This window comes from Halorubrum sp. SP3, assembly GCF_005435195.1.
GTDB classification, from domain to species: domain Archaea; phylum Halobacteriota; class Halobacteria; order Halobacteriales; family Haloferacaceae; genus Halorubrum; species Halorubrum sodomense.
The window spans coordinates 1-280 of record NZ_SGTU01000607.1 but is presented as its reverse complement, the minus strand read 5'-3'; the positions used below and the strand labels follow the sequence as shown (position 1 = coordinate 280).

Here is a 280-nt window from a genome sequence, read left to right as displayed (position 1 = left end):
GTGTTCCGTCGCCGTACGTACACGGATGTCAGACTCAGACGAGACCGACGTACTGCGCGAACTCGCCTCGCTGCCGACGATCGCGAGTCCGCGCGTGTCCCCGGACGGAGAGACCGTCGCCCTCTACTACGACGTGACCGGCCGCAACGAGCTCCACCTCTGTGACCCGAGCGACGGGTCCTTAGAGCAGCTCAGCGACGGCGACGTTCCCCGGTCCGTCCGCGCCGGCTTCAAGTGGGACCCCAGCGGCGAGCGCCTCTACTACCACCGCGACGAGGCT

Annotated in this window: 1 pseudogene; it reads left to right on the top strand. The window is 67.9% G+C overall.

Features of this window, described 5'->3' with window-relative positions:
- Positions 1 to 25 precede the first annotated feature (25 nt).
- Positions 26 to 280, top strand: a pseudogene (locus EXE42_RS17730) (S9 family peptidase); the annotation flags it as partial.